This is a genomic window from Bradyrhizobium sp. RDI18 (genome assembly GCF_043203335.1).
Classification (GTDB): Bacteria; Pseudomonadota; Alphaproteobacteria; order Rhizobiales; family Xanthobacteraceae; genus Bradyrhizobium; species Bradyrhizobium retamae.
Map to the genome: position 1 here is coordinate 321,009 of NZ_JBICRN010000008.1, position 18,714 is coordinate 339,722.

Consider the following 18,714-nt stretch of genomic DNA (forward strand, 5'->3'; position numbering starts at 1 on the left):
ATTGATCCTGTCTGCTTGCCGAGGCGTGCCGGGCCTCGATTGCTGATCCGAACCTAGGCCTTCCGCCGTCCGATGATTAGATGATAGAAGCTACATGCAATCATTAGACAGACTTATCAATGAAACGCGAAGACGCGAGCGACCTCCTCGCCTTCCTTGCAGTGGCGCGGGAGCGCAGTTTTACCCGGGCTGCTGCGAAGCTCGGAATGACTCAATCTGCCCTCAGCCAGATCATTCGCAGCCTGGAGGACCGATTAGGCCTCAGGCTGTTGAACCGGACGACGCGCAGCGTGACACCAACGCAGGCCGGAGAACGGCTGTTCCTAAGTATCGGTCCCAAGTTCAACGAGATGGACGCAGAGCTTGCTGCACTGAGCGAACTCCGCGAAAGGCCGGCCGGGACCATCCGCTTCACCGCGACAGAGTATGCTGCCACGGAAATCTTGCTGCCTGCCTTGCGCAAGATCCTGCCAAAGTACCCTGAGATTCACGTCGAGGTGATTATCGACTACGGGCTCACCAACATCGTGGCGCAGCAGGTAGATGCAGGTATCCGGCCAGGCGAACTTGTCGCAAAGGATATGATCGCTGTTCGGGTCAGTCCCGATTTGCGAATGGCCGTCGTCGGCTCGCCGTCTTATTTCGCTGATCGCAAGCGGCCCCGGACACCACAGGACCTGACAGGCCACAACTGCCTCAACCTTCGCCTGCCGACCCACGGCGGCAGCCTTTACGCCTGGGAATTCGAAAAGAACGGGCGAGAGGTCAACGTTCGTGTTGAAGGCCAGCTTGTGTTCAACAGCGCGGGCCTCCTCCTGGAAGGAGCTCTGCGGGGCTTCGGGCTAGCCTACCTCACCGAAGGCCACGTGCAGCCGTACGTTTCGAGGGGACAACTTGTCCGCGTTCTTTCGGATTGGTGCCCGCCATTCTCCGGGTATCACCTGTACTATCCCAGCCGGCGACAGGTTTCCCCGGCGTTCTCATTGATTGTGGATGCGCTTCGCTTCCGAGGGCAAGTCGGATAGGACGAAAAACGCTGGAGCGCCCCTTGGACTGGACCGAGAAGGTCTACAAGCCGGACGTCATCGCCAAGACCGACCTTCATCATAGAGATAAACGTGGCACAGAATATCTACGACAATCCCGATTTCTTCGCTGGCTACAGCCAATTGCCTCGCCAGGTGCATGGGCTGGACGGTGCGCCCGAATGGCCGGCTGTTCAGGCCATGCTGCCCGCGCTAACCGGCAAGCGCGTGGCCGATCTGGGCTGCGGCTTCGGCTGGGCCTCGCGCTGGATGCGCGCGCAGGGCGCGGCCTCGGTGCTTGGCCTCGATCTGTCGCAGAACATGATCGACCGCGCCAAGGTCGATACCTCGGACCCGGCCATTGAATATCTGCTCGCTGATCTCGAGACGCTGGAGCTGCCCGAAGCGGCATTCGACCTCGTCTACAGCGCCTTGACCTTTCACTATGTCGAGGATTTTCGGCACCTCGCGCGCATGATCCACAACGCGCTGGTCCCAGGCGGAGATCTGGTCTTCACGATCGAGCATCCGATCTTCATGGCCGCGGCGCATCCGCGTTGGATCGCCGATGAAGACGGCCGCCGGACCTGGCCGGTCAACGGCTACTCGGTCGAGGGCGAGCGCCGCACGGACTGGTTCGCTAAGGGCGTGCTGAAGTATCACCGGACCCTCGGCACGACGCTCAACACGCTGATTGATGCGGGCTTCGAGTTGCGCCGGGTTGAGGAGTTCGCCCCGACGCGCGAACAGATCGAGCACTTGCCCGAACTGGCCGAAGAGCTGGAGCGGCCGATGATACTCCTGATCTCAGCGCGAAAGACAGAGAGGCGGTGACCCGGTGCCGTGGCCTTCGATTGCAGTCCAGTGCTGTCACCGTAACTCTTGCTAATATTGGAGGGCTGTCGTTGCAACGAACCATGACGAAGATTCTTCGGCAGCGGGTGCGATGCTGACCCGCCTACCAGCATTCAAGAAACGCAAGAAGGGCTCCAGCGGCGCTGAGGCCCTTCTTTTGCGGGAACGGTGTCGCAGGGGGTGCGACATCGCACCAATTCCTGACCTACCGATCGGTCCAGCGTCCCAGCCGGACCCCGATCTGATCGTCGCTAACCGTCGATCGCGTGTTTAGTCGCAGATACGCTCGCGGATCCTGACGCGTTCACCAAAGCGGTTGGTGCGTTCGCGGATCACGATCCGGCAGTCATCTCTGTAATCGCGGTAATAGGGACGATCATAGCCGGGACCAACGTAGACGCCGCCAGGACCGACGCCGAACTCGATAGCGTTGGCCGAAGCGATGGTTCCGACCGTAAGCAGTGTCGCAATCGCCAAGACAGATAGCCTCATAGTTACCTCCTCTTGTCGATCAAAACCAAAGGCTTCGGAAGCCATTCGTTCCGCTCTGCGGCGATTTTGATAGCGCGCTCATCCTAGGTTCCGCCAAGGAACATTGCAGCGCGTGGTCACTACGGTGGCAGTGCACGCAATTGACGTTGCGGATCACCAGGCTTCGCTAACACGTCAAATGCATTGTGACTTACCGATCCATCCGAGTTGTCACCGCCTAGCTCAATATCTGTGAAAGGATCTGGTTGTTCATTGCTTGCGAGGGGCTTTACCTTCGGCGGAAACAGATGGTCTGCCTAAGGCTAGAATGTGAGTGTTGGTGTTTTTGCGGACTCCGCGCGCCCCCGAGTGCGCTCTGTGTCGGGCGCCATTGCCTCAAGGAATAATATTGCATTGAGAAACATGCAATTATTGGTTGAAGAGGGGCGTTTCCTCGGATAGCCTTTCGTTGCCTGGTCACCTTGAAGCAGGCAAATTTTTTCTGAAATCATTTTTGCAGTCATACTGGGAGCGGGATTGTGGGCAGGAAATGCGTCGTCAACGTTGATCTTGCGGATGTTTTTGAAACGAAGGATCGTAAGAAGCTTTTGAAGACACTCGCTTGGGGCGATGAGGTCGAGGTTATCAAGGAAACCAAAACTCACCTTGAAGTGGTTGTGGTCCAATTTCACGAGGAACAAGACGGAAGTATTGTGCCGGAGCGGCGCACTGGTTTTATTGTTCCGCGAAAGAGCAGCGGCTTGAAGCCCGCGGATATTGTCATCCCACGCAACAAGAACAAAGTCCTCAAAGTCAACTTTGTCGACGTTCAGCAGGGCGATGGCTCTGTGATCGAGTCCCCAGCGGGCAAGATCATGCTGGTCGATGGCGGCGATAACCAGCTCTTTGCGCGCTATTTGGCGTCACGGTTTCGCGGGACCTCACTAAAAAAGCCGAAGGCTATCGATTGCATCCTGGTGACGCACGGCGATGCCGATCACTTCGTCGGACTGCCGGAGATCCTTAAATCGGAAACCAACGAGAGAGCGCTAAAGCGCTTGTTCATTGAACCCAAACGCGTCTACCACAATGGTATTGTCAAAAGGCCCGGCAAGAAAGGTAACCGAAACAGGAAAGAAGTCGAACTTTTGGGTCCAACCAAGAAGGTCGGTGATGAAACCTTCATCGTAGGTTTGGAGCAAAATCTTCTTAGCGTTGCCGATGACGAGATGAACGGGCCTTTCAGGGTCTGGAAGGAGACACTCCGGACGTATAACAAACGCGCGCGACTTCAGCTCCGCCGGCTCGAGTTCGGCGATGACGATGCCTTCGATTTTTTAAGAGATGAGGACATCAAGGTCGAAGTCCTTGGACCGCTGGCAACCAAGGTTTCTGGGAAGTCGGCACTTAAATTCCTTGGTAATCCGCCCAAGGGCCCTCGTGTCGGTCATGAGTCGCTTGATACCGACGATCTCCGCACCAGCGGACTTTCCGCGTCTCACACGATCAACGGTCATTCCATCGTGTTTCGGATGACCTACGGCAACATCAGCTACCTGTTTTCCGGAGATCTTAACGACGAAGCAGGACGTCTCCTGACACGCGAGCACAACAAAGGGGCGCTCAATCTTAAGGCCGAGGTTTTCAAAGTGCCACACCATGGATCGGCGGATTTCTCTGGTGCATTCATCCAGTCGGTCGCGCCGATCGTTAGCGTGGTCTCCAGTGGCGACGAGAACGCTCGTAAGGAATACATTCATCCGCGAGCGACCCTGGTCGGCGCTCTTGGCAAATGGTCGCGGGTGCCGGAACCCCTAGTGTTTGTTACGGAGCTTGTGGCGTTCTTTAAGGTCGAAGACTGGGCACGCCTTATCGACAGCGCGAAGGACAAAAAGCGAGGGGAGTTCTTCGCGTTCAGCAGGACCGCCTTTGGCATGGTCAAGACGCGAACCAACGGTGATCGGCTGCTCGTCTACACCGATAGTGGCAACGTCAAAATGAAAGAAGCTTACGCTTACGCGTTCAATGATGCGGGCCTATTGGAGCCAGAAGTTGTTGTCCGGGCGTAGTCGCTCCGTCCCTCAATCCGCGCTCTCGCTGCAAAAGCCGCCAGCAATGCCTTTCCTTGCCACCAATCTCCAAGCCTGCTTGCCTCGTGTATCCCTCCGCGAGGACCGCGGGGCATGTGAGCTTGCAGAGGTCCAGTGTTCAAGTGGGTGGAGCAATCCGTCCAACTTTAGCGTGTCAATCGCTTCGGCGAGGGTGAGGCCGCGATGGAGGCAGAACCATTCTCCTGTGTGACGATGCCACTGGATGTCGAAGCGATTACGGCTGATCCGGTCGAGGTGGGCGAACGGGGCGTCGAACTCTTCGCCGAGATTCTCCGGGAAGCCGGAGCGGTAGCGTTGAATGAAGCGATATTTGGTGCCGTGCCACTTTCCCGGGATATCGACGGGGTAGTTGAACTGCGTCGGCCGGATAGTGGGCAGGAAGCGGGGCTTCAGGAAATCGTCAATCAGTTCCTGGCAGGCGGCGGTCACCGCCGATTTATCTGCCGCGGACAGGTCGCTTGTTCTCATGTGCCCTCCTTGCTCACGCCGCTTCGACATGGCTCGGCACGAGCTTTCGCCAGTTCCAGGGCAGAAGCTCAGCACCCTCTGGATAGCATGATCGTTGATGCGCCAGCACGTCGGCGAGCCAAGCTGCAGTCCTTGACGTTTCCCCAATTTGTGTCCATATGCGGGGTAATCGACACTTGGCCGAACGACTGGGCCCGCTTTGCCTTGCTGCTGACAGGCACGCACGTTTCAGACCCTTCTCCAAAAATCGATCAGCGGACGTAGGTTCCGATCCATCGGTGCCTCGATCTTACGTGACTGTCAGAAGGGATATCTGTGCCTAAGAGAACTGTGCAGGGATCTAATGGGCAAAAAGACTTTGGCTTCATTCAGACTCCCATTGGCAGCGATGACGTCCTCAACGCACGGCGTTGGAAGCCCATTTTGGGCAACTACAGCGCCCCAATTCGGCTGCGGAGCCTGACCGAGTTGGCGATCACGGCTTTGCCGCTCGTCATCCTGTGGACCGCGGCTTGGTTCACGTTCTCCCTTGGCTATGCCTGGGCTTCATTGCTTATCGCGTTTCCGGCCGCTGGCTTTCTCTTGCGCCTGTTCATGATCCAGCACGACTGCGGCCATGGCACCTTTTTTGCGGGCCGCCTGGCGAACGACTGGGTCGGCCGCGCCATTGGCGTGCTCACGCTCACACCCTACGACTATTGGCGCCGCACGCATGCGATTCATCATGCCACCACCGGCAACATCGATCGCCGCGGCATCGGCGACGTCGATACGCTGACCGTGCGCGAATACCGGGCCCTTCCTTGGTGGGGTCGTCTGAAATACCGTCTTTATCGCAACCCGCTGATCATGTTCGGTCTCGGGCCGGCCTATCTGTTTCTTTTGCAACAGAGGATTCCGGTCGGCCTGATGCGCAATGGCTGGCAGCCTTGGGCCAGTACAATGGCAACCAATCTCGCGATTGCCGTCATCGTCGCTGCGCTCACATGGTTTATCGGGATCAAGGCGTTCCTGCTCGTGCATCTTCCGATTACGCTGCTGGCCGCCACGGCCGGCGTATGGCTGTTCTACGTGCAGCATCAGTTTGAACACACGACGTGGGATCGCGACGAGAACTGGAACCTGCATCAAGCCGCTCTGCACGGCAGCTCACATTACGAACTGCCGGCGCTGCTACGCTGGTTCACGGCCAACATCGGTATTCACCACGTGCATCACCTCTCCAGTCGGATTCCCTATTACCGACTGCCGCACGTGCTGCGTGACCACCCGGAGCTGCGCGATGTCGGCCACATAACGCTCCTGGAGAGCTTTCGGTGTGTACGACTTGTGTTGTGGGACGAGACGCAGCGCCGTCTGGTGTCGTTCCGGGAAATCAGAGCCCGGGACTTTTAGGCATTACGGTGACAGTGCAGGCCCAGCTCGCCCTCGCGGCGCGGCGCGTTTCGGCAGGTCGGCGATGCGTGCTTTGAGGCGTGGCAGCGCGAAATCCAGGAAGGCGCGCAACTTGACCGGCATGAAGCGATTGGGCGGATAGACGAGGCTGACGGGTATCGGCGGCGGCTCGAAATCCTGCAGCAGCAGCGCGAGCTCTCCGGATTTGACCGATTCTGCTACTTGATAGGAGAACACCGTTGCGATGCCCATGCCGCAGCGCGCGGCATCGCACGTCGATTCAAGATGGTTCAACACCAGCCGCGACCGCACCGGCACGACGTAATCGGTCTGGTCTTTCTTGAACGTCCATTCGGCTGGTGACTGCAACGGCACGAAACTGATGCAGTCGTGCTTGGAGAGGTCGTCAAGGGATCTCGGCGTCCCGCGCGATTTCAGATAGGCCGGGCTCGCGCACAGCATGCGGCGGATTTCGCCGATCCGGATCGCGATCAGGCTGCTGTCGGCCAGCGTTCCGATCCGAAGCGCGACATCGACATGCTCCTCCAGAAGATTGGCCGGCCGGTCTAGCAGGTCGAGGCGAACGTCCACCTCCGGGTATGTCACCGCGAATTCCGCCAGCACCGGCACCAAGTGTAGCCGGCCGAACGCAAAGGGCGCCGACACGCTCAGCTCCCCGCGTGGCGTCGCGTACTCGCCGGATGCGGCGCGTTCGGCTTCGGCCACGTCGGCGATGATCCTTTTTGCCGCGGCGATGTAGGAGCAGCCTGCCTCCGTCGGGACGAGCGCGCGGCTCGAGCGGTTGAACAGCTTGGTGCGCAGGTGCGCTTCGAGCTCGGATACTTTTCGGCTCACGGTGGCCAGCGGCATTTTATGCCGGCGCGCCGCAGCCGACAGGCTTCCGGCCTCCACGACCGCCAACACAATCGACATGCCTTCGAGACGGTCCATCGGATGCTTCCATTTTTTGGAAGGATATATCTCGATTTTGCCAGATACCCATGAATTCCGGAAGGGACTATCCATCAGCGCGAAGCAACGAACCCAACCAATGGAGATGGACATGACCCAGACCAAAGGCACTGCTCTTATTACCGGCGCATCAACTGGCATCGGCGCGATCTACGCCGATCGTCTGGCGAAACGCGGCCACGACCTCATTCTCGTTGCGCGCAACAAGCAGCGACTTGCATCGCTGGCGCGCCGGCTCGCCAACGAGACGGGTCGCAACGTGGAGACGGTCGAGGCCGATCTCACGTCCCCGGCGGACCTGCAGCGCGTCGAGGACATCCTCAAGACCAATGCGGGTATCTCCTTGCTGGTCAACAACGCCGGCGTCGGCGCGGCAGCCCCGCTGCTTGCTTCCGACGTCGACAAGATGGAGGACATGGTTCGTCTGAACGTCACCGCGCTGACGCGGCTGACCTATGCGGCAGTCCCGGGATTTGTTGCCCGCGGCAACGGCACGATCATCAACATTTCGTCGGTCGTCGCTATCGCGCCGGAGGTGCTGAACGGCGTCTATGGCGGCACCAAAGCGTTCGTGCTCGCATTCAGCCGCTCGCTCGTTCACGAGCTCGCCGACAAGGGCGTCCGCGTGCAGGCGGTGCTGCCAGGCGCCACCGCCACCGAATTCTGGGACGTCGCCGGCACGCCGGTTCATCAGCTTCCGGCGCAGATCGTGATGTCGGCCGACGACATGGTCGATGCCGCGCTGGCCGGTCTCGACCTCGGCGAGACCGTGACCATTCCATCGCTGCCGGACAAGGCAGAGTGGGACCGTCATGAGGCGGCGCGCCAAGCCATGTCGGACAGGCTTTCGAGTGCCATCCCGGCCCCTCGCTACAATTTGCGCAAGCGCGTGAATGCGTGAGCACCCGGCTGGCGCAGGACAAGTCGTGCAGCCGGATATCGGATTGAACCCTGACCCATGAAAACGGAGATTACCATGTCACGCATTATCACCCAGCTCCCGGCGCCGATCCTCGCACCGGGCTCCATTATCCGATGGCGCGATCAAGCCGAACGCCTGATCGTCTACGCTGAGCCGGTCAGCCGAGCCGGTCTCTATTTGTCGCTCGGGATCATCTACGCCTGGTTCGGCGGGATGAAGTTCACCGATTATGAGGCCCAGGGACTGGTGCCGCTGGTGGAGAACAGTCCGCTCGTGAGCTGGTTCTATGCGCTGCTTTCGGTCCGCGGCTTTTCCAATTTCCTCGGCTTCGTCGAACTGAGCATCGGGCTGCTGATCATCCTCAGACTGGCAAGCCCGATCTTTTCTGCAGCAGGCGGCCTTCTCTCGGCCGGACTCTTCGTCACCACCGTCAGCTTCATGATCTCGACGCCAGGCGTCGTGGTGCCGGAGATCGGGCTGCCCGCAATCACCGTCGCGCCGGGTCAGTTTCTCCTGAAGGATGTCGGCCTGTTCGCCGCTTCGTTCTGGGTATTCGTCGACTCGCTGAAGGCGGTGGTTCGCAGGTGAGCGGCCGCTCGGCGCCCTAAGAAAAGAAAGTGACTACTTCCATTCAGCAAGAACAGTCATCAAGGAGCAAGAAAATGAGCAAGCGTCTCGACTATAACCAGATCGCGCCGGCAGGCGTGAAAGCACTGGGCGGCGTCTACGGCTACGTCATGCAGAGCGGACTTCCTCCTGCGCTAGTCGAACTGGTTTACCTGCGAATTTCCCAGATCAACAACTGCGCCTATTGCCTCGACATGCACATGCGCGATCTGCTCAAGAAGGGAGAGAAGATCGAAAAACTCGCGCTGGTGCAGGCGTGGGCGGAAGCCGGCAATCTCTTCGACGAGCGCGAACGCGCCGCGCTTGCATGGGCCGAGACGGTGACGCGCGTCGCCGATACCGGCGTGCCGGATCAAGCATATCAGGCCGCCCGCGCCGTGTTCGAGGAGCGCGAGCTCGTGGACCTCACGATCGCGATCGGCCTGATGAACGCCTACAACCGCATGGCAATCAGCTTTCGCAACACGCCGCAGGCGGCGCTCGGGAAGTAGGCATTAGGCATACCATCCGATGGCCGTGATCGTCCCGGGAAGTTTGCAAGGAGGCGACACGTCGCCTCTCGGCGAGGTGCCATCCGCTATTCCCGCTTTTTCCCGAAAGTGCTATCATTCAATGATCGTTGTACTCGCAAGGGATGTCGGTTGGCTTTGTTCACCCCGGGGAGGTGACGTCGTGGCTAAATTGGATGACCGCACGATTGCAAACATGGAAGTTGCGTTGGAAAAAGCCTGCAGCCGTTTTCCCAACGGCGGCGATCATGAAAGCCGCAAATACGTCGCCCGAAAGCTGATGCAGAGTGCAGAGGAGGGAAACACCACCTTGGGCGGGTTGGACGTTGTCGCGCACCGGGCCGTTCAAGAACTGTCGAAGCCAAAATCGGCTTAACGGTCGCCCGCCTCAGTTCTTCAGCACGATACGTCCCACCACCTTGCCGGCGCGCAGCTCTTCGATCCATTTCTGGATGTCGGCCATCGGCTCTTCCTTCATCGGCGTCGGCTTGATCTTGCCGGCGCGGGCGAGCGCCATCAATTCCTTGGCCTCGGCGAGGGTGCCGACCATAAAACCCTCGATGGTCATCCGCTTGTAGACCCACTGCACCATCGGCAGGCTGAAATTGCCGCCCATCAGGCCGGACACCACGATCTTGCCGCCGCGCGCGACCGTCGCAACGGCGAACGCCATCGACTTCTCATTTCCGGCAAAATCGACGACGCCGTCGAAGCCGCCCTCGGTTTCTTTCAGGATGCGCCTTATGACCTCAGGCTCGGCCGGATCGTAGGCAACCGCTGCGCCGTTCTGCAGCGCGGTCTCGCGCGCGGCAGGCGAGAGGTCGGCGACCGTGATGTTCTGCTTGAACATCGCCTGCGCGAATGAAAGCCCCATCATGCCGACGCCGCCGAGCCCGATCAGCAAAAGATTGCGCTGCCGCGGGCGGTCGACCAGCCGCTTCAGCGCGCCATAGGCGGTGACGCCCGAGCACATCAGCGTCGCCGCCTGGTTGACCGGAAGCGGATCGTAATCCAGCAGATATTTGGCGTCGGGCACCAGCACGTGAGTGGCGAAGCCGCCATCGATGGAGACGCCGAGGAAGCGCTGCTTGACGCAGAGGTTCTCGTCGCCATTGGCGCAGTCGCGGCATTGGCCGCAGCCGATCCAGGGGAATACCGCCTGCTTCTTTCCGATCAGGTCCGTCGAAACGTCTGGACCGACTTCAGCGACGATGCCGGCAATCTCGTGCCCGAGCGTGAACGGCAGCGTCATGCCGCGCGTGGTGTCGAGCCGCTTGCCGCCGCCGAGATCGGCATAGCCGTCCTGGATGTGCAGGTCGGAATGGCAGAGACCGCAGCGCTCGATGCGGACGAGGACTTCGCTGCCTTTCGGCTTCGGCGTGTCGACGATGGTTTCGCACAACGGCGCATCGAACTTGACCAGGGACTGGCGACGCATCAGCGCCATGGCATCATCTCCTCGAGCAGTTTCTTCAGGGCGTTTACGCTTTTATGCTTCGTATATCGGTCAATTCGCGGGCCATGGCAACAAAGCCGGAGATTGGAATGGTTTCGGCGCGCCTGGTCGCGTCGATATGCGCGGCCTCGGCCAGCCGGGCCGGATCGACCGAGAGCGATTTCAGGCTCTGCCGCAGCATTTTCCGGCGCTGGCCGAAGGCGGCGGCTGCCACCTGTTCGAGGGCGCGGCGGTCACACGGCTCGGGTGCCTCACGCGGCACCAGCCGCACTACCGAGGAGGTCACTTTCGGCTGCGGCACGAACGCCGCGGGGGAAATGTCGAACAGGATCTTGGTCTCCGAGCGCCAGTTGGCGAGCACCGCGAGCCGGCCGTAGGCCTCGTCGTTCTCCTTGGCAACAATCCGCTCGGCGACCTCGCGCTGAAACATCAACACCATCATGTCGTACCAGGGCGGCCATGGCTCGATCGAGAGCCAGTCCACGAGAAGCGCGGTTGCGATATTGTAGGGCAGGTTGGCGACGATTTTTGCCCGCTCGCCGCCCAGCATCGGACGGGGATCGAAGCGCTGTGCGTCAGTGTGCACGATCTCAAGCCGGCCAGGGTAGCGTCTGGAGATGTAATCGAGTGGAGCCAGCGCACGCTCGTCGCGCTCGACCGCGATGACACGTTTAGCGCCGAGCGCCAGCAGCGCGCGCGTCAGGCCGCCTGGGCCGGGACCGACCTCGATGATCGTTGCCCCTTCGAGCGGGCCGGCGGCGCGTGCAATCCGCGCGGTGAGGTTGAGGTCGAGCAGAAAATTCTGGCCGAGCGATTTGCGGGCCGACAGGGAATGTTCGCGGATGACCTCGCGCAGCGGCGGCAGATCGTCGATCGCGCTCATGAAGGCTTGGTCGTCGCCATGCGCGCGGCGAGTCGCAATGCCGCGGCGAGACTAGACGGGTTGGCCTTGCCGGTGCCGGCAATGTCGAAGGCCGTACCGTGGTCCGGCGAGGTGCGAATGAACGGCAGGCCCAGCGTGACGTTGACGGCGTCCTCGAACGCAATGGTCTTGATCGGGATCAACGCCTGGTCGTGATACATGCAGACGGCGCAGTCGTAGGTCTTGCGCGCCGCAGCGTGAAACATCGTATCCGCCGGCAAGGGACCCCTGGCGTCGATACCTTCCGCGCGCAGCGTTTCGACGGCAGGCGCGACGATGTCGATGTCTTCGCTGCCGAGCGAGCCGTCTTCGCCGGCATGCGGATTGAGGCCCGATATTGCGAGCCGCGGCTGGGCCAGCCCGAAATGCGCTTTCAGATCCGCGACCGCAATCCGGGCGGTCGTCACGATCAGCTCGCTCGATAGCTGGGTCAGCGCCTCGCGCAGCGAGAGGTGGATGGTCACGGGAACGACGGCGAGCGCCGGCGACCACAGCATCATCACGGGCTGGGGCACGCTGCCGCCATTGGCGGCAAGCTCGGCGAGAAACTCGGTGTGGCCGGGATGACGGAATCCGGCACGGTAGAGCACGCTCTTGGCGATCGGGTTGGTGACGACGGCACCGGCTCTTCCTCGGCTGACATGGTCGACGGCCTGGCGAATGGAGGCGAGGGCGGCGTTTGCGCTGGTATCGTCGGGTTGTCCGGGCCGCGCCGTGGCTGTTTCGCCCGTTGCCACCACGGGCAAGGCTTTCGCGAATGCCGCGCTGGCTTCCTCAGGGACGGCATCGGCGAGTTCGAGCTGCAATCCCAGAATTTTGGCGCGCTCGGCGAAGAACGCGCGGTCGCCGAGCAGGTAGAACGGCGGGAGGTCCAGTTCACCGCGCCGCCGCCACGCTTCAAGGGCGATGTCGGGGCCGATGCCCGCAGGCTCGCCGGATGTCAGCGCGAGGGGCTTTGCCATGCATCAACGATATTCGATCATCGCAGCTTTGCGGATGTCGGCCAGGTAAGCCTTCGACTTTGCCTCGTATTTCTGCGTGTACATCTTTTCCCGGATTTCCCGCTTCTTCGGCGTATCGATCTTGGTCGGCTTGCGGTCGCACAACGCCACCATCTCCACGCCCTGTTTGGTGATTTCGGGCGGGGTCAGGCGACCGATCGGCGTCTTGTCCAGGAGCTCGCGAAGCGGGCCGGGTATGTCGGCCGAAGTCTTGGTGACGATGCCGCGGATCGCGGCATTCTGCATCGACTTGAAGTAGAGTTGGCCTGCTCGCAGCTCTGGACGCGCTCGCGCAAGGACTCAGCCTCCTTGCGCCGTAAGTCGATCGCGCTTTGCGCCGAACCGCGCGGCACGATCAGCACGATTGGCTGCAGCCTGTATTCGAACGCGTCGGCCTGGGTCGCTTCGCCGCTTTGCTGGGCGGCGTCGGCAACATCCTTCTCGCCGACCTGGAGGCTCTCCTTGAAACGGCCGCGCACCAGGCTGCCCCAGACCATCTCGGCCTTGAGGCGGGCCTTCAGCGTTTCCGGCCGGACCCCCTGGCTCTCCAGGGACTTGGTCAATTGTTCGGGTGAGATACGCATCCGCTGGCTCATCCCGGCAAAGGCCTGGTCTATATCGCTCGCCGTAGGGTCGACGCCGAACCGCTTGGCTTCCTTGATCTTCACCTTTTCGTCGATCAGTTCCTCGATCACCTCCTTCCGCGGCATCTGCTTCCGCGTGGTCAGGAAGTTGAGCTTGGTGCGCTGCTCGATATCGAGAGTGGTGATGGGCTCACCGTTCACCATCACCGCCACGGACTGCGCTTGCAGCGGTGAAGCGCCGCCGGCCAGAACGGCAAGCGCAACGGCGCCGCCGGCGATCAGGGACCAAAATCGGCGAGGAAGGAGCGTAATGGTCGTCATGGTCATATCAGTCGTATCAACCAATTCGTACCGCGCGGTGCTGGGTATTCTCCGGCAAGTTCGGGTCTCACGCTACTGAAGGCCGCTGGTGCCGGACGACGAGGACGAATTCGCAATGGTCCGTAGGCCGATCTGCACCATGAAAGCGTGATTGAGCACCGGCGGCGTCGTCCCGGCGGAGTAGCTATAGGACGTGACGTAGTTGGCGGCCAGCACGAAGCAATCATCCACATAGCCGGCGCCGATGATGTACTGGTTCAGCTTGTTGGCTTCAAGATCCCAGCGAGCGGCTCCCGAAACGACCCAGTTCGACGCCAGTTTGATGGATGCGCTGCCGAGCAGGCCTTCGCGCCGGGTCAGATAGCCGAGTTCCGGCTGGGCGGCATAGTTGCCGTACATCATGCTGACCGACCAGCGGTCGAACGCGGCGCGTCCTTCGGCTTCGAAGCGATTGACGTTCATCGTCGCTTCATCCATGCGCGAGCGCACGCTGAACGTATAGGTCCGGTTCGGCGAATAGTTGACGCGAGCGACGTAGTCGGAGCGGGTGTTCTGCAGGCCGGATTCGAGGCCGGTGTTAGTCGGGTCCTGCACCGCATACGAATTCAGGCCGAACAACTGGTAGGATTGGCCGAACAGCACATTGACGCTGCCGCCGCGATCGAACTGCGTGGTCGCCTGCACGCCGACATTGGCGCGGCCGCCGCCCTCGACGCGGTCGTAGCCGGAGAACTTGTCGATCGCGAACAGGTTGCTGGCGTCGAACACCATGCTTTGCGCATCTTCGTTCGGCAGCCGGCCGGCGAAGGTCTCGTTCGGACGAGCGATGATCTGCGCAATCGGCTCGATCGTGGTGGTGCCCCAGGGCTGAACGTTGATGAAGGGGTAGCGATATTCGAGGCCAACCGCTGGCATCAGGCGGAGCGCCTCGGTGTCGCCGACCGGGAGGAAGTTCGAAACGCCAGGCTGGTTCGAGATCGAGGCGCTGATGGCGTCGGCGCGCATGATCGCAAACGGCGTCCAGATCTGGCCAATGGGATCGGTGTACGAGCGCCGCCACTGCGCCTGAGCCGTCAGCCGCGTATAGGTGCCGGGCATACCTCGCAGCAGGCACTGCGAGGGGGTCGGGCCAGCGGATCGGCCGATGCGTTCAGGCACAGGCCAGCGGTGTTCGCCACCGTCGTGATCGGGTCGAAGGCCGCGGTCGTGCGCGACAGGCTGGTGAAATTCGTCAGGTAGCTGACCTCGCCGCCGAGGATCGGGTGGTTGATGACGTTGTTGTAGTCGATCACCGGATGGATCACCGGCACCTTGTCTTGGTTGCCGGAGAAGGAGAGGTAATGGATGGTGCGCGCATCGAAGAAGCTGCGATTGCCAACACCGGTCAGATAGAGCTGCGAAATCGCTTCCGTCGGCAGGGTCAGGAACGAGCCCAGCGGATCCCTGTATTGGGCCAGCCGGTAGTCAGAGAAGAAGTAGTAGTCCGACAGCAGCACGCCGTCCCAACCCCAGACCCATTTGTCGTTGATGGCGAACTGGCCCTTGGTGTCGACGCCGCCGCGGAAGTCACGATCGCCGGGCTGACCGGCGAACGCGCCGGGATCGAGCTGATTGATGCCGTAGCCGCGGATCTGGTACGAGCCGTTGATCAGGCGCTGGCGGAACTCGCCCTGGAACAGCACGCCTTGCCGCGTGGTGAAGCGCGGATTGAACGTCGCGTCATAGTCCGGCGCGATCGCCCAGTAGAACGGGGTTTCGACGGCGTAGCCATAGGTCGAGTTGCTGCTGTAGGCGGGCATCAGGAAGCCCGTCTTGCGCTTGACGGTCGGGTCGGGCGTCGAAAAATACGGCAGATACGCCATCGGCACGCCGAAGAATTCGAGCTGCGCGTTCTCGAAGTACAGCATCTTGTCGGTCTGGTCGTGGATGATGCGCGCGCCCTTGACCTGCCATAGCGGCGGCTTCTTCGGATTGTCCTTGCACGGCGCGCAGGCGGTATAGACGCCATTTTCGAACACGGTGTAATTGCCGGCAGAACGGTCGGCGCGCGTCGCCGCCATGCGCGTATCGTCAGCCGTATCGACGCGCAGCAGAATCGACGAAACCGTCACGGTAGTCGTCGCTCAGATCCATGATGTTTGCGTAGGTGACTTTGCCTTCCGCATCCGTCAGGCGGATGTTGCCTTCTGCATGCAGCCGCTTGGTCTTCTGGTCGTAGATGACCTTGTCGGCCTCCACGCTGGTGCCGTTGTAGAACATCTGCACGTTGCCGACCGCCGACACGCGCTGGTTGTTGTAGTCGTAGTCCACCTCGACGGCTTGCACGAGCATCCTGCCGTCGTTGTTGACAGGGCGCGGCGGCGGCTTGGGCGGACGCGGATTGTAGGTGAAGCTTTGCGCCGCGGCGGGGGCCGTCAGGACAAGCTCAATCGTGCCGCCGAAAACCAGTCCGGCGAGCAGGGCAAACATAGGTACGCCAACGGCGGCCAAGCGGGCTCGATAGCGGCGCACGGTGGTGCGCCGCCTGAACGCAGGCGACCTCAACTGGCGGGCGGCGACAACGGCCACTACCCGTCCTCCTGGTACAGCAAGGCTAAGAAGCCGGTGAGGCCGCCCACACAGACAGGCAACCACGCCGCAGCGATGGGATGCATCAACTCAGCCTTGCTCAAATCCTCAGTAACTTTCGATAGAACGTAGAGCAGAAACCCTGCGCCCACGCCACTTAAAACCATCTTTTGCACGCCGCCCATCCGGAAGAAGCGAAGGCTGACGGAAGCCGCCAACATCACCATTGCAGCCAGCAAAAATGGCTGTGCGATGAGCTTATGGTACTGCAGACGGTAGCCTGCAGTCGCGAAGCCGGAGCTTTCGGACGAGCGGATATAGCCGGGCAGTTGCCAAAAAGACACGGTTTCGGGGGTGGAGAAACTGTTGCGAACCTGGGCCGGGGTCAGGGTGGTTGAGAGGTAATAGTTCTCCTGATCAACCGGAGGTTTATCCAGGGAGTATCGGCGTACCGATTTGAAGGCCCAGCGGCCCTCTTCGAGGGAAGCTTCGCGCGCCTCGATTCGCTCCTTGAACTGGAGATCGGTATCAGATCGGAACACGGTCAGCCCCGTCAGCCGGACACCCTGCTGCTCGCTGCGGGCCGCATTGATGATCGACTGGCCGTCGCTGTTGATCTGGTTGAGCCAGAAGCCGGATGCATCCTGAATGCCGCCACCGGGCGCCGAGCCGAACAGTTCGGCTTCCATCCGCTTGGACAGTTCGCGCAGGTTCGCCGACATCGGGTTGTAGGCAACCGTCGCCAGGGTGCCGAGAATGATCGAGCTTGCCAGCGCCGGCGAAATGAACTGCCAGGCGGATACGCCGGCAGCACGCGCCACCACCAGCTCCAGCCGCCGCGACAGCGCGAGATAGCAGGTCATCGCGCCGATCAGCACACAGAACGGCATCAGCTTTTCGAGCAGTTGCGGTACCCGGTACAGCGACGTCTGCGCCACTGTTATCGCCGATGCCGATACCAGCCCGGAGGTCTTGCGGACCATTTCGATGTAATCGACCAGCACGAGCAGCACGAAAATGCTCGCAAACACGCCCACCGCCGAGATCAGGAAGCGGCCGGCAAAATATCGCCCGAGCGTGTTGGTCATCATGCTCATGCGGTGGCGGGCCGTCCAAAGAGCCGAGCGAGGCGTGCGTTCGACCTGTTGATGGCCTCCATCAGCGCGGCCGGCGGCTCCACCACGATGCCGCCGATGATCATCCACAGCCCGACGCCAATCGCGCCGAACAGCATCGAATACTGCACGAGAGCCATGCTTGGCGTCTTCACCGTCATTACCGAGCAGGCGATCCCGCCATGCGCAGGCCAAACACCGCCACGATGGAGCCGCCGATCGAAAAATTGCGGCTCTGGCGAGTGGTGCGCGGCGTGCCGAGGAACGCAAAGGTCAGCACTGCGAAGGCGAAGGGATAGACCGGCGCCAGGAAACGGTCATGCAGCTCGGCGTGAAACTGTCCGGACAATTGCTTGAAAACCGGATCGTTCTCCGAGGGCGAGATCAACTCCCAGAGATAGCGTTCGCGGATCCCCAGTGCGACGTCGCGGCCGCGATTGGAGAATTTCGACATGTCGAAAGCGTAACGAACGAACGCCACAAAGGCCGGATCGCGCTTTCCCGCCTCGAAACGTTCGAGATTGCCGTCTTCGAGCACCAGATAGGAGCCGTTCTCGTTCTTCAGCACTGTGCCGTGGTCGGCGATGATGGTGACGCGCTCCTTCGGATCGCGGCGGTCGTCGACGAAAATGCCGGCGAGCACGCCGCCCGGCTGGCGTTCGCGGATCCGAATAGTCAGGTTCTGGTCGAGCTGGGCAGATCGGCCGGGCTGCAGGATATTCGTCAGCACGTCGGCCGTGATTTCGGCATCCCATTGCTTGATCCGGCGCATGCCGTCGGGCGCGAGATAGGAGCCGATGAAGGCAACCATCAGCGCCACCACGCAGGTGGCATAGAAAAATGGGCGGAACAGCCGGAAAGGCGAGAAGCCGGCGGCGTTCATCACGATGATTTCAGAATCGGTGGCGAGCTTGTTCAGCGTGTGGGAGATCGCGATCATCAACGCGATCGGGGCGATGATCAAAACCAGCGCCGGAATCACCAGGCTGGTGATGCCGAGAAAGGTGATGATGGTCTGGCCCTGGCTGGTCATCAGGTCGATGCCGCGCAACGCCTGCGTAATCCAGATCACGCCGGTGAGGCTGACCAGGACCAGCGCAAACGACGCGAGCGTCGTGCGGAAAATGTACCTGTCGATCGACCCCATCGTTACCGTACGATCCCACTCTTGCACGCCCAAAGGGCAGCTTCCGACCAATCCCTGTTTGAGGGTTCCCCATGGTCGGGCCGCCAATCGTCAGCCATCTACATTCTCACTACCATCCCTTTGATCCGTCAACAAAATGGCCGGGCCGTGGCGTCCCCTCGATACGGTTAAGAATTCATCTCATGTGGCGTTTCATGTGGCGTTCCAGCCACGGCAGTGCTTGGCAGTGGTGCGGCAGACAGGCC

The 18,714-nt window shown here is 61.0% G+C and carries 15 protein-coding genes and 3 pseudogenes; 8 read left to right on the forward strand and 10 right to left on the reverse strand.

From position 1 onward, the window contains the following. Positions 1-119 precede the first annotated feature (119 nt). Positions 120-1,025: a LysR family transcriptional regulator gene (locus ACFXS9_RS10235; protein ID WP_392688239.1), complete on the forward strand. Its 906-nt coding sequence runs from the start codon at positions 120-122 to the stop codon at positions 1,023-1,025. Positions 1,026-1,118: 93 nt separating this feature from the next. Next, complete coding sequence (locus tag ACFXS9_RS10240; protein WP_392688242.1) at positions 1,119-1,859, forward strand: class I SAM-dependent methyltransferase; 741 nt, start codon at positions 1,119-1,121, stop codon at positions 1,857-1,859. A gap of 291 nt (positions 1,860-2,150) precedes the next feature. Here the strand turns inward: ACFXS9_RS10240 and ACFXS9_RS10245 are convergent, their stop codons facing one another. Beyond that, positions 2,151-2,372, reverse strand: a complete 222-nt coding sequence (locus tag ACFXS9_RS10245; protein WP_156908492.1) for a hypothetical protein — start codon at positions 2,370-2,372, stop codon at positions 2,151-2,153. A 518-nt stretch (positions 2,373-2,890) separates the two neighbouring features. Between ACFXS9_RS10245 and ACFXS9_RS10250 the strand changes: the two genes are divergently transcribed. Continuing rightward, positions 2,891-4,420, forward strand: coding sequence for a ComEC/Rec2 family competence protein (locus ACFXS9_RS10250; RefSeq protein ID WP_392688246.1), 1,530 nt, complete (start codon positions 2,891-2,893; stop codon positions 4,418-4,420). A 12-nt stretch (positions 4,421-4,432) separates the two neighbouring features. Here the strand turns inward: ACFXS9_RS10250 and ACFXS9_RS10255 are convergent, their stop codons facing one another. Then, positions 4,433-4,930: a hypothetical protein gene (locus tag ACFXS9_RS10255; protein ID WP_392688249.1), complete on the reverse strand. Its 498-nt coding sequence runs from the start codon at positions 4,928-4,930 to the stop codon at positions 4,433-4,435. Between the two features lie 366 nt (positions 4,931-5,296). Here ACFXS9_RS10255 and ACFXS9_RS10260 point away from each other — a divergent pair, with 366 nt between their 5' ends. Continuing rightward, entirely contained in the window at positions 5,297-6,325 is a 1,029-nt protein-coding gene (locus ACFXS9_RS10260; RefSeq protein ID WP_392699713.1) for a fatty acid desaturase, read from the forward strand. 3 nt (positions 6,326-6,328) lie between these two features. On the opposite strand, the gene ACFXS9_RS10265 is transcribed toward ACFXS9_RS10260, so the two are convergent. Then, the gene (locus ACFXS9_RS10265; RefSeq protein WP_392688252.1) at positions 6,329-7,276 is read right to left on the reverse strand and encodes a LysR family transcriptional regulator; all 948 of its coding nucleotides are present in this window, start codon (positions 7,274-7,276) and stop codon (positions 6,329-6,331) included. Positions 7,277-7,388: 112 nt separating this feature from the next. Here ACFXS9_RS10265 and ACFXS9_RS10270 point away from each other — a divergent pair, with 112 nt between their 5' ends. From ACFXS9_RS10270 to ACFXS9_RS10285, 4 genes are all read left to right on the forward strand, one after another. Continuing rightward, entirely contained in the window at positions 7,389-8,198 is an 810-nt protein-coding gene (locus tag ACFXS9_RS10270; protein ID WP_392688255.1) for an SDR family NAD(P)-dependent oxidoreductase, read from the forward strand. Positions 8,199-8,273: 75 nt separating this feature from the next. Then, on the forward strand, positions 8,274-8,807 hold the full coding sequence (locus ACFXS9_RS10275; protein ID WP_392688257.1) for a YkgB family protein: 534 nt from the start codon (positions 8,274-8,276) through the stop codon (positions 8,805-8,807). 74 nt (positions 8,808-8,881) lie between these two features. Further along, positions 8,882-9,337 (forward strand): carboxymuconolactone decarboxylase family protein, encoded by a 456-nt coding sequence (locus tag ACFXS9_RS10280; protein WP_065729737.1) that lies wholly within the window; start codon positions 8,882-8,884, stop codon positions 9,335-9,337. Positions 9,338-9,518: 181 nt separating this feature from the next. Then, positions 9,519-9,731 (forward strand): hypothetical protein, encoded by a 213-nt coding sequence (locus ACFXS9_RS10285; RefSeq protein WP_245319827.1) that lies wholly within the window; start codon positions 9,519-9,521, stop codon positions 9,729-9,731. Between the two features lie 12 nt (positions 9,732-9,743). Here ACFXS9_RS10285 and ACFXS9_RS10290 read toward each other — a convergent pair whose 3' ends face one another. The 7 genes and pseudogenes from ACFXS9_RS10290 to lptF all read right to left on the reverse strand — a co-directional run bounded on the left by ACFXS9_RS10290 (position 9,744) and on the right by lptF (position 18,469). After that, positions 9,744-10,802 carry an alcohol dehydrogenase gene (locus ACFXS9_RS10290; protein WP_392688261.1) on the reverse strand — a complete coding sequence of 353 codons (1,059 nt, stop codon included), beginning with the start codon at positions 10,800-10,802 and terminating at the stop codon, positions 9,744-9,746. Positions 10,803-10,836: 34 nt separating this feature from the next. Then, the gene (rsmA, locus tag ACFXS9_RS10295) at positions 10,837-11,694 is read right to left on the reverse strand and encodes a 16S rRNA (adenine(1518)-N(6)/adenine(1519)-N(6))-dimethyltransferase RsmA (protein WP_392688264.1); all 858 of its coding nucleotides are present in this window, start codon (positions 11,692-11,694) and stop codon (positions 10,837-10,839) included. Next, positions 11,691-12,695, reverse strand: coding sequence for a 4-hydroxythreonine-4-phosphate dehydrogenase PdxA (gene pdxA / locus ACFXS9_RS10300; RefSeq protein ID WP_392688267.1), 1,005 nt, complete (start codon positions 12,693-12,695; stop codon positions 11,691-11,693). Before pdxA ends, rsmA begins: the two co-directional genes overlap by 4 nt. Positions 12,696-12,698: 3 nt before the next feature. Beyond that, positions 12,699-13,639 (reverse strand): annotated as a pseudogene (locus ACFXS9_RS10305) (SurA N-terminal domain-containing protein). Positions 13,640-13,711: 72 nt separating this feature from the next. Next, positions 13,712-16,108 (reverse strand): annotated as a pseudogene (locus ACFXS9_RS10310) (LPS-assembly protein LptD). Positions 16,109-16,206: 98 nt separating this feature from the next. After that, the gene (gene lptG, locus ACFXS9_RS10315) at positions 16,207-17,304 is read right to left on the reverse strand and encodes an LPS export ABC transporter permease LptG (RefSeq protein ID WP_392688269.1); all 1,098 of its coding nucleotides are present in this window, start codon (positions 17,302-17,304) and stop codon (positions 16,207-16,209) included. Next, positions 17,301-18,469 (reverse strand): annotated as a pseudogene (gene lptF, locus ACFXS9_RS10320) (LPS export ABC transporter permease LptF). Before lptF ends, lptG begins: the two are co-directional and overlap by 4 nt. Between the last annotated feature and the right edge of the window lie 245 nt (positions 18,470-18,714).

What these genes read in the sequence shown, in the direction of transcription:
- ACFXS9_RS10235 (WP_392688239.1), top strand. Translation starts at nt 120, where the DNA reads ATGAAACGCGAAGACGCGAGCGACCTCCTCGCCTTCCTTGCAGTGGCG.
- ACFXS9_RS10245 (WP_156908492.1), bottom strand. Translation starts at nt 2,372, where the DNA reads ATGAGGCTATCTGTCTTGGCGATTGCGACACTGCTTACGGTCGGAACC.
- ACFXS9_RS10255 (WP_392688249.1), bottom strand. Translation starts at nt 4,930, where the DNA reads ATGAGAACAAGCGACCTGTCCGCGGCAGATAAATCGGCGGTGACCGCC.
- ACFXS9_RS10265 (WP_392688252.1), bottom strand. Translation starts at nt 7,276, where the DNA reads ATGGACCGTCTCGAAGGCATGTCGATTGTGTTGGCGGTCGTGGAGGCC.
- ACFXS9_RS10270 (WP_392688255.1), top strand. Translation starts at nt 7,389, where the DNA reads ATGACCCAGACCAAAGGCACTGCTCTTATTACCGGCGCATCAACTGGC.
- ACFXS9_RS10275 (WP_392688257.1), top strand. Translation starts at nt 8,274, where the DNA reads ATGTCACGCATTATCACCCAGCTCCCGGCGCCGATCCTCGCACCGGGC.
- ACFXS9_RS10280 (WP_065729737.1), top strand. Translation starts at nt 8,882, where the DNA reads ATGAGCAAGCGTCTCGACTATAACCAGATCGCGCCGGCAGGCGTGAAA.
- ACFXS9_RS10290 (WP_392688261.1), bottom strand. Translation starts at nt 10,802, where the DNA reads ATGGCGCTGATGCGTCGCCAGTCCCTGGTCAAGTTCGATGCGCCGTTG.
- rsmA (WP_392688264.1), bottom strand. Translation starts at nt 11,694, where the DNA reads ATGAGCGCGATCGACGATCTGCCGCCGCTGCGCGAGGTCATCCGCGAA.
- pdxA (WP_392688267.1), bottom strand. Translation starts at nt 12,695, where the DNA reads ATGGCAAAGCCCCTCGCGCTGACATCCGGCGAGCCTGCGGGCATCGGC.
- lptG (WP_392688269.1), bottom strand. Translation starts at nt 17,304, where the DNA reads ATGAGCATGATGACCAACACGCTCGGGCGATATTTTGCCGGCCGCTTC.